This is a genomic window from Corallococcus sp. CA053C (genome assembly GCF_003611675.1).
Lineage (GTDB): Bacteria > Myxococcota > Myxococcia > Myxococcales > Myxococcaceae > Corallococcus.
The window spans coordinates 1-9,762 of record NZ_RAWA01000372.1; the positions used below are offsets into that span (position 1 = coordinate 1).

At 72.6% G+C, this 9,762-nt stretch carries 8 protein-coding genes; 3 read left to right on the forward strand and 5 right to left on the reverse strand.

From position 1 onward, the window contains the following. The first annotated feature begins 89 nt into the window (after positions 1 to 89). A complete protein-coding gene (gene uvrA, locus D7V97_RS33890; protein ID WP_120614759.1) occupies positions 90 to 5,393 on the forward strand; it encodes an excinuclease ABC subunit UvrA in 5,304 nt (1,767 codons plus the stop codon). A gap of 34 nt (positions 5,394 to 5,427) precedes the next feature. Next, positions 5,428 to 5,994 (forward strand): glutathione peroxidase, encoded by a 567-nt coding sequence (locus tag D7V97_RS33895; RefSeq protein WP_199729027.1) that lies wholly within the window; start codon positions 5,428 to 5,430, stop codon positions 5,992 to 5,994. 64 nt (positions 5,995 to 6,058) lie between these two features. On the opposite strand, the gene D7V97_RS33900 is transcribed toward D7V97_RS33895, so the two are convergent. From D7V97_RS33900 to D7V97_RS33920, 5 genes are all read right to left on the reverse strand, one after another. Next, the gene (locus D7V97_RS33900; RefSeq protein WP_120614760.1) at positions 6,059 to 6,646 is read right to left on the reverse strand and encodes a DUF4136 domain-containing protein; all 588 of its coding nucleotides are present in this window, start codon (positions 6,644 to 6,646) and stop codon (positions 6,059 to 6,061) included. A gap of 106 nt (positions 6,647 to 6,752) precedes the next feature. After that, positions 6,753 to 7,241: a hypothetical protein gene (locus D7V97_RS33905; RefSeq protein WP_120614765.1), complete on the reverse strand. Its 489-nt coding sequence runs from the start codon at positions 7,239 to 7,241 to the stop codon at positions 6,753 to 6,755. 5 nt (positions 7,242 to 7,246) lie between these two features. Further along, complete coding sequence (locus D7V97_RS33910) at positions 7,247 to 7,807, reverse strand: zf-HC2 domain-containing protein (protein ID WP_120614761.1); 561 nt, start codon at positions 7,805 to 7,807, stop codon at positions 7,247 to 7,249. Next, a complete protein-coding gene (locus D7V97_RS33915) occupies positions 7,807 to 8,421 on the reverse strand; it encodes an RNA polymerase sigma factor (protein ID WP_120614762.1) in 615 nt (204 codons plus the stop codon). Before D7V97_RS33915 ends, D7V97_RS33910 begins: the two co-directional genes overlap by 1 nt. A gap of 108 nt (positions 8,422 to 8,529) precedes the next feature. Next, positions 8,530 to 9,006, reverse strand: coding sequence for a peroxiredoxin (locus tag D7V97_RS33920; protein WP_120614763.1), 477 nt, complete (start codon positions 9,004 to 9,006; stop codon positions 8,530 to 8,532). A 122-nt stretch (positions 9,007 to 9,128) separates the two neighbouring features. Between D7V97_RS33920 and D7V97_RS33925 the strand changes: the two genes are divergently transcribed. Then, positions 9,129 to 9,762 (forward strand): YcaO-like family protein (locus tag D7V97_RS33925; protein WP_233583397.1); only part of this gene is annotated, 634 nt, incomplete at its 3' end.

The window sequence follows — 9,762 nt, forward strand, 5'->3', positions numbered from 1 at the left end:
GACACTCCCACGCCAATCACAACATGGCGATGTTGGCCGCCATGTTGTGATTGGCGTGGGAGTGTCAGGTCGTTAAACCTCCGGCCGGCATGCACAAGACCCACCTCGTCGGCGCCCGAACCCACAACCTGAAGGATTTGTCCGTCGACCTGGCGGAAGGAGAGTTCGTCTGCATCACCGGCGTGTCCGGGGGTGGCAAGTCGAGCCTCGCGCTGGACACGCTCTACGCGGAGGGTCAGCGGCGCTTCGTGGAGAGCTTCAGCCCCTATGCCCGGCAGTTCCTGGAGCGGCTGGAGCGGCCGCCCATGGTGGCGCTGGAGCCGGTGGCGGCGGGCGTGGCGGTGGACCGGCGCGCGCCGGTGAAGAGCTCGCGCTCCACGGTGGCGACGCTGGCGGACGTGGAGCCGTACCTGTCCGCGCTCTTCACCCGCGAAGCGATGCCGGTGTGCCCGGACTGCGGCGTGGAGGCGGTCCGCACCGACGCGCGCGTGGCCGCCCAGGCCGCCCTGCGCGAGCACCCGGACGCGCCCGCCGTCTTCACCTTCCCCGTGCGCATCCCGGACACGTCCGCGTTCCTCGACACGCGGGCCCGGCTGCTGAAGGACGGCTACCACCGGCTGATGGTGCAGGGCGAGGTGAAGGAGCTGGAGACGCTCAAGCCGGGCGAGGCCACGGACTCCGGGGGCGTGGCGCAGGTGGTGGTGGACCGGCTGAAGCTGTCGGACGCGAACCTGTCGCGCGTGACGCAGGCGCTGGAGGATGCGTGGGCGCGCGCGGACGGTGACGCGCTCCTGTTCCTGCCGGAGTCCGCGCCGAAGCGGCTGCGCCGGGGGCTTGTGTGTCCGAAGTGCGCGAAGGAGTTCGAGCCCGCGCGGCCGGGCCTGTTCAGCTACCAGAGCCCGGTGGGCGCATGCGCGCCGTGCCGGGGCTTCGGGCGCACCATCGGCATCGACTGGGGGAAGGTGATCCCCAACCCGGCGCTGAGCCTGGCCCAGGGCGCCATCCGGCCGTGGTCCGGCCAGTCCACCACCTGGGAGCGGGACATGCTCCAGCGCTGGTGCCGCCAGAAGGGCATCCCGCTCGACAAGCCGTGGGAGCAGCTCACCGCCGCGCAGCGCGAGTCGGTGCTCGAGGGCTCCGGCGGCTACGACGAGGGCCGCGCGTACCCGGGCGTGCGCGCGTGGTTCAAGTGGATGGAGGGGCGCACGTACAAGATGCACGTGCGCGTGCTGCTGGCGCGCTACCGCGCGTACACGCTCTGCGCGGACTGCCACGGCGCGCGGCTCAACGAGCAGGCCCGCGCGTGGCGCGTGGGCGGGTTGGACCTGCCGGGCTGGCACGGGTTGGAGCTGACGGAGGGCCTGACGCGCCTGGACGCGCTGAAGACGCTCACGGGGCAGGGGGACCTGGCGCGGCGCGAGCTGGCCGGGCGCCTGCGCTACCTGCAGCGGGTGGGCCTGGGCTACCTCACGTTGGACCGGCCCGCGCGCACGCTGTCCGGCGGCGAGGCGCAGCGCGTGTCGCTCACCGCGGCGCTGGGCACGTCGCTCACGGGCGCGCTCTTCGTGCTGGACGAGCCCACCGTGGGCCTGCACCCGGGGGACGTGCCGCCGCTCACGGAGGCCATCGCGGAGCTGGCGGACCGGGGCAACATCGCGCTGGTCATCGAGCATGATCCGCTGGTCATCCGCTCCGCGCACCGCGTGCTGGAGCTGGGCCCGGGCGCCGGGCGTCAGGGCGGGACGCTCTGCTTCGACGGCACCCCGGAGGCCCTGGCGAAGCGTCAGGACCTGCCCACCGGCCGGATGCTGTCGGGCGGCAGGGAGGCGCCCCGCACGCCGCGCACCCGCACGGGGGAGCTGGTCATCCGCAACGCGCGCGAGCACAACCTGAAGGGCGTGTCGGTGCGCGTGCCGCTGGGCGTGCTGTGCGCCATCACCGGCCCCAGCGGCTCCGGCAAGAGCACACTGATGGACGAGGTGCTCTACCGGCACCTGGCCCGGGGCCTGGGCGTCAAGGACGTGGAGGCCCCCGGTGACGTGGAGGCGGTGGAGGGCGGCGCGCAGGTGGAGGACATCACCTTCGTGGATCAGTCCCCGCTGGGCCGCACGTCGCGAGGCAACGCGGCCACGTACACCAAGGCATGGGACCGGCTGCGCGAGCGCTTCGCGTCGGAGCCCGACGCGGAGGTGCGGGGCCTGACGTCCGCGCACTTCTCCTTCAACGTGGACAAGGGCCGCTGCGAGGCCTGCGCGGGCGAGGGCTACGAGACGGTGGAGATGCAGTTCCTCGCGGACGTGGCCCTGTTGTGCGCGGTGTGCCGGGGCCGGCGCTTCAAGGAGGAGGTTCTCGCCGTCCGGCACCACGGCTTCAGCGTGGCGCAGGTGCTGGAGATGACGCTGGATGAGGTCCTCCAGCACTTCGGCGACGACGCGGCGCTCAAGCGCACCCTGGGCCCGGCGCAGCGGCTGGGCCTGGGCTACCTGCCCCTGGGCCAGCCGTTGTCCACGCTGTCCGGCGGCGAGGCGCAGCGGCTGAAGCTGGCGCGCGCGCTGGCGAGCGACGCGAAGGGCACGCTGTTCCTCATCGACGAACCGAGCGCCGGCCTCCACGCGGAGGACGTGCGCCACGTGATGGCGTCGCTCCACGCGCTGGTGGACCGGGGCGCGAGCGTGCTGGTGGTGGACCACGACGTGTCGGTGATGAAGGGCTCGGATTGGATCATCGACCTGGGGCCCAAGGGGGGCCGGGACGGTGGCCGGCTGGTGGCGGAGGGCACGCCCGCGGACGTCGCGAAGGTGAAGGACAGCGCCACCGCCGCCGCGCTCCGGGGCGACGGCAAGCCGCTGGCCCGCACGGTGAAGCTGCGCAAGCCGGGCAGGGAGGCCGCGCCCGCCATCGAGGTGGAGCACGCGCGCGAGCACAACCTTCAGGACGTGTCGTGCCGCATCCCGCTGGGGAAGATGACGGTGGTGACGGGGCCCAGCGGCTCCGGCAAGAGCTCGCTCGTGTTCGACGTCGTCTTCGCGGAAGGCCAGCGCCGCTTCCTGGAGACGCTGACGCCCTACGCGCGGCAGTTCCTCCCCACGCTGCCGCGACCGGACGTGGAGCGGATCAGCAGCATCCCTCCCACCGTGGCGCTGGAGCAGCGCACGTCCCGCGCGGGTGCCACCAGCACCGTGGCCACCGTCACCGAGGTGGCCCACTACCTGCGGCTGATGTACGCGAAGATTGGCGAGCCGCACTGCCCGCACGACGACACGCCCATCGGGGCCACCACGCCCGCGGCGCTCTTCGCGCAGGTGACGGCGACCAAGGGCGACGGGCAGGTGCTGGCGCCCGCGGTGCGCGCTCGCAAGGGCACGTACCTGGACGTCTTCACGGGGGCGGCCCGCGCGGGCATCACGCAGGCCATCGTGGACGGGGAGCTTGTCTCCACGGACAACCCGCCGCGCCTGACGAAGACGAAGGAGCACGACATCGACCTCGTGATGTACGAGGGCAAGCTCGCGAAGCTGCCGCGCGAGGTGTTCGAGTCGTCGCTCAACTGGGGCAAGGGCGCGCTGAAGGTCCGCGCGGGCAGGGCGGAGACGCTGCTGTCCAGCGAGCGCACCTGTCCGAAGTGCGGCACCGCCGTGCCGGAGCTGGACCCGCGCTGGTTCTCCTTCAACACGAAACAGGGCCGCTGCGAGTCGTGCGAGGGCACTGGCGTGCAGGGCGGCGCCACGGCGATGGCCGAGGGCGAGACGGCCCCGTGCCGGACGTGCGGTGGCAGCCGGCTGTCTCCGGTGCCGCGCGCGGTGCGGCTGGAGGGCGCGCGCTACCACGAGGTGGTGCAGGCGTCGGTGACGTCCACGCTCGCGCGCGTGCGCACCTGGAAGCTCAAGGGCGACCGGGCGCTGCTGGGAGAGACGGCGCGGCAGGAGATGCTGCGGCGGCTGGAGTTCCTGGAGCGCGTGGGCCTGGGCTACCTGTCCCTGGACCGCAACGCGGGCACGCTGTCCGGCGGCGAGATGCAGCGACTGCGGCTGTCCGCGCAGCTGGGCGCGGGCCTCACCGGCGCGCTGTACGTGCTGGACGAGCCCACCATCGGGCTGCACCCGCGCGACACGCACCGGCTGCTCGACAACCTGCGCGCGCTCGTGGACACGGGCTCCACGGTGCTGGTGGTGGAGCATGACTCGGACACCATCCGCGCCGCGGATCACCTGCTCGACCTGGGGCCCACGGGCGGCCGGGGCGGTGGCCACATCCTGGCGGAGGGCACGCCGGACGTGGTGCTGGAGTCGGACTCGCCCACCGCGCTGGCCCTGCGCGCCGCGCAGGTGCGGCCTCCGTCGGGGCGCGGCGAGCCCCAGGCGTGGGTGGAGCTGAAGGGCGCGCGCGCGAACAACCTCCAGCGCGTGGACCTGCGGCTGCCGGTGGGGCGGCTCAACGTCGTCTCCGGCGTGTCGGGCTCCGGCAAGAGCACGCTCATCCGCCAGGTGCTGTACCCGGCGCTGCGCGACCGGCTGGGGCTCGTCACGTCCAAGGCCGGGGCGTTCGACTCGCTCAAGGGCGTGGAGTCCATCAAGCGCGTGCTGTCGGTGGATCAATCCCCCATCGGCCGCACGCCGCGCTCGGTGCCGGCCACGTTCCTGGGCATCTGGGACGAGCTGCGCCGCGTGTTCGCGGCCACGCCCGAGGCGAAGATCCGCGGCTTCGGGCCCGCGCGCTTCTCCTTCAACACCGCGAGCGGCGGGCGCTGCAAGGTGTGCGAAGGGCAGGGCGCCATCTCCCACGAGATGTCCTTCCTGCCGGACGTCGTCACGCCGTGCGAGGCCTGCAACGGGGCGCGCTTCGACGCCGCCACGCTGGAGGTGCGCTACCACGGCCTCACCGTGGGCGACGTGCTGCGCCTGTCCGCGGACGAGGCCAAGGATGTCTTCCGCTCCATCCCCAAGGTGGCCGCGCCGCTGGTGTGCCTGGCGGACCTGGGCGTGGGCTACCTGCAGCTGGGCCAGGGCTCCAACACGCTGTCCGGCGGCGAGGCGCAGCGGCTCAAGCTGGCCGCGGAGCTGACGGCGACCTCGCGGCATGAGCCCACGCTGTACGTGCTGGATGAGCCCACCACGGGCCTGCACATGGGCGACGTGGAGAAGCTCATCACCTTCCTGGGCCGGCTGGTGGACCGGGGCGACACGCTGGTCGTCATCGAGCACCACCCGTCGGTCATCGCCGCGGGCGACCACGTCGTGGAGCTGGGGCCGGAGGGCGGGGAGGGCGGAGGCCGCATCGTGGGCGAGGGCACGCCCCGCGAGGTGGCGAAGCTCAAGACGCCCACGGGCCGGGTGCTCAAGACGGTATTTTCCGCTGAAGAACCCAAGGCCCGCGTCGCTTCGCGGGGACGGTGAAACCTTGCGCCCCTTGCGGCATCCTCCGCGTCGCATGCGAACCCCACTGCTGTTCACCGTCGCGACGGTGCTCTCCCTCTCCTCGGTTGCTTCCGCCGAGGACAAGAAGATTGAGAAGAAGACCATGTCCTTCCACCAGCTCTCCGCCAACCGGCTCGACGGCAAGCCCGAGAAGCTGTCGGACTTCCAGGGCAAGGTCGCGCTCGTCGTGAACACCGCGTCGGAGTGTGGCTACACGCCGCAGTACAAGGGCCTGGAGGCGCTGTACGAGGGCTACAAGGACAAGGGCGTCGTCGTCCTGGGCTTCCCGTCCAATGACTTCGGCGGGCAGGAGCCGGGCACGTCGCAGGAGATCGCGAAGTTCTGCGAGCTGCGCTTCAAGGTCACCTTCCCCATGTTCGAGAAGGTGAAGACGAAGAAGGGCGAGGGGCAGTCCCCCGTCTACGCGTTCCTCGCGAAGGACCACGGCGAGCCCAAGTGGAACTTCCACAAGTACGTCGTGGGCAAGGACGGCCAGGTGAAGGCCGCCTTCCCCAGCAGCGTCACGCCTGACAGCCCGGAGCTGAAGGCCGCGCTCGACAAGGCGCTCGCGGAGAAGTGACGCGAGGTTTCCTGGCGGGCCCGCGGCGATGCACCCGGGCCCGCTGACAGGGCGCGCCTGGCGCCTAGCCTGGCTTCTCCGGCTTGGGCGGGAAGCTCTCCAGCATCTTCGCCACGCCCTCGTCGAGCTTCTTCTGGCCGCTCTGGATGCTGGGGCTGTCGCCCAGGTTGCGCTGCGCGGTGCCGCGCCAGACGAGCGCCTTCGCCCTCGCGTCCACCACGTCGAGGATGAGCGTGCCCACGTCATACTCGCGCAGGTAGGTCCCGCCACCGCCTCCGTAGGGCCCGTAGAACGAGCCCCAGAACGGATCCCACGGGTAGCCGTAGTAGCTGTTCACCGCGTCCGCGGAGAGCCGCGTCTCGATGGCGCCCTGCCACCCGATGAGGAAGTCCGGGTTCGCGCCCGGGTCCACCTTCCGGTAGCCGCGCGACTGGAGGTTCTGGTCCACCGCCTCCTTCACCTGGGCGTCGGTGATGTCGTTGTTGACGCGTGTGTCCTGGCTCTTCTGCGGCTGCGACAGCCACGCATAGGTGCGGAAGTTGTCGATCCGCTCCACGGCGGCGGGGTCGTAGCTGGTGCCAACATCCATGCCCGCGCACGACGCGAGCCCGAGGCCCACCAGCACGGGAACGACACGGGACAGCAGATGCATGGGGGACTCCTGGGGGGGACACGGTCGGCTCCATGACGTTGGGGACGTCCCGGAGGGATGTCCACCCGTGCCCGCCGGTCCGCCCCCGACTCCCGGGAGGGACGGCTCAGTCGCCTCGCGGTCCCTTGTCGCCCCGGTCCTTCATCCTCTTCATGCCTTCGGAGCGGGCCATGACGACGGCCAACCGCGCGCGCTTCTGCGGGGGCAGCTCCTTGGCGAGCGCCTGATACAGCTCCCGGTCCAGCGCGGCGATCTGCGCCCGCGCGTCGAAGACCTTCTGCGCGGCCGCGTCCACCTGAGCGAGCGCCGCGCTGTCGCCCCGCGAGGCCTGCTGGAGCACGCGCGCCGAGTCCCGCACCTGCTCGCGCAAGGGACGGCGCCGGTCCTCGAAGCGGCGCAGCGTCTCATCCAGCTTCAGCGCCTGTGCGCTGTCCAGCTCCAGCGTGTCCGCCAGCTCCAGCACCTGACGCAGGCGCTGCCGCTGCTCCGCCCTCGCCATGCGGTCGGGGTCGCGCGCTCCCGGCTCCCGCGCCGGAGGCTGCGCCAGCGCCACCATCGGCAGCGCGAACACCAGTGCCCAGGTCATTCGCTTCATCGTCTTCACAGTGCCTCTCCCAGGTCGAAGTCCCCGTCCATCGCGTCGTCCTCGCCGTCCCACGGCAGCCCGTCGTCCGAAGTGGCGCTGTCGCCGGAGGCATACGCCGAACCGTCGTCGTCCAGCGGCTCCAGCCCTGCCCACGCCTCGAAGGCGGCCAGCGTCTCCGCGTCCACGTCGTCGCGGGCGCCCACGGACTGCACCGTGTCCGGCACCACCGTCCGGGGGGCCCGGAACCGCTCCAGCGCGGACGGGCCCAGCATCAGCGCCACCACCGCCGCGACGGCGGCGAGCGAGCCCAGCGCCCGGCGTCCCATCCACTTCCGCGTCTGCTCACGGCGCCACGCCGACAGGGTCCGCGCGCCCAGGCCTTCCTGCGCCCGCACCTCCCCGGGCGTCTGCGGCGGCAGCGCCACCCGGCCCAGCAGCTCCTGGGTGGAGGCCACCTCCGCCTGGCAGGCCGCGCAGGACTCCAGGTGGGAGAGGAAGCGCGTGGCCTCCTCGCCCTCCAGCGCCCCCGCGGCGTGGAGGCTCGCCTGCTCCTCGTATTCCACGCACGCACCCATCACTGCGTCTCCCCGGCCACGTCGGCCTTCAAGCGTTTCACCGCGTGGTGGAACTGCACCTTCGCGTTGTTCTCCGTGATGCCCAGCGTCTGGGCGATGTCCTTGAACGGCAGCCCGCCGTCCACCCGCAGCGTCAGCACCTCGCGCTGGCGGCGGGGCAGGGCGAGCACGGCCTGCCTGACCTGGTGGCCGCGCTGGGTGCGCTCCAGCGACGCGTCCGCGCCCTCGCCCGGGTCCGCCGCCACGTCCTCCGCCACCGCCTCCACCAGCACCGGCCGCCACCGGAAGCCCTGCCGCGCGTGGTTCTTCGCCAGGTTGAGCGCCACCCGCACCAGCCAGGACCGGAAGGGCGCGGGCGTGGCCGGCGTGAAGCGCGCGAACACCCGGCGCGAGGCCTCCAGGGCCCGCAGGAACGCCTGCTGCGTCAGGTCCGCCGCGTCCTCCGCGCTGGTGGTGTAGCGGCGCATCAGCGCGAAGACGAGGCCCCGGTGCCGCTCGAAGAGCTGGCCGAACGCCGCCGCGTCCCCCGCCAGGAAGGCCCCACACAGGGCCTCGTCCGTGGGGGGCCCCGCGGCCTGTCCGGGCCGCACCAGTCCTAGGACCCGTCCGCTCACAGGGGCTCCAACCCGCCACGGGTCCAAAGGTTATTTCCGCCCCGCATTTCGCCCGGGAAAGGGCGCCGGGTGCCCAGAGTCCGGCGGAAGAGGGCCCCCACCGGGCCCTCAGGCGGAGGCGCTGTCGTTGCCCGGGGCGGGGTGGGACTGGAGGTACTTGAGCACGTCGTCCAGGTGCCGGTAGACGCGCACCTCGTGCTGGATGACGTGTTCGACGGTGCCGTCCACGCCGATGATGAACGTGACGCGCCGGTCGATGTTGAGCACGGGCCACAGCACGCCCCAGGCCCGGCTGATCCGCCGCTCGTCGTCTCCCAGCAGGGCGAAGTGGATGCCCTCCTGTTCGGCGAAGTCGCACTGGGTGGTGAGCGTGTCCACGGAGACGCCGACCAGCTCCGCCCCCAGCTCGCGGATGCGCTCGTGGTTGTCGCGGAACGCCCGGTTCTCGATGGTGCAGCCCACCGTGAAGGCCTTGGGGAAGAAGAAGAGCACCACGCGTCGGCCGCGCAGCCCCGACAGCCGCACGCCCTGACCGTGGCAGTCGGTCGCGACGAAGTCTGGCGCGAGGTCTCCGACAGAAATCATGCGGTGCGCGCTCCTCCCCAGCCCGCGGGGTCTGCCTTCCCCTACCACGTTTTCCCCGCCATCCCACGCCGCGCCGCGCCGGGGGCCCCGACCTCCCGGGATTCTGGCTAAGGTCTCCCATCGTGTTGCCTGCCACGACCGACCCCTCCTTCCTTGCCTCGCTCGCCCGCGCCCTCGGGGTGACGCGGGTGGCGCGCGTCACCGGCCTGGACCGCACCGGCGTGGAGGTGGCCTGCGCGGTGCGTCCGGGTGGCCACGTGCTCCAGGTCTGCAACGGCAAGGGGCTCACCTTCGAGGAGGCCGCCCGGGGCGCGCTCCTGGAGACGGCGGAGCTGTGGGCCGCGGAGCGGGTGCGGCCGGAGCTCCTGCGCTGGGGCTCCCAGGAGGAGCTGGAGGGCACGGGCGTCGCCGTGTGGGGCGTGGACGCGCTGGGGTCGGCAGGGCAGGAGGTGGCGCCCCGGCTCGCGGGACCGGCGGTGCGGCTGGCGTGGCGCGAGGCGCGGGAGCTGCACACGGGCACCGCCGTCTGGGTGCCGGCGCAGGGCGTGTACTGCCCGCCATCAGGAACGGTGGCGCTGGGCCCGGTGTCCGTGGCCTGGACGACCAACGGCTCGGGCGCCCACCCGGAGTCCGGGCTGGCGCTGCTGCACGCGCTCCTGGAGGCCACGGAGCGCGACCAGCTCTCGCGGGCGCTGCCGGAGGGCTGGACGGAGGAGGGCGTGGTGGGGCGGATGCTGCGGACGGACCGGCTGGGGG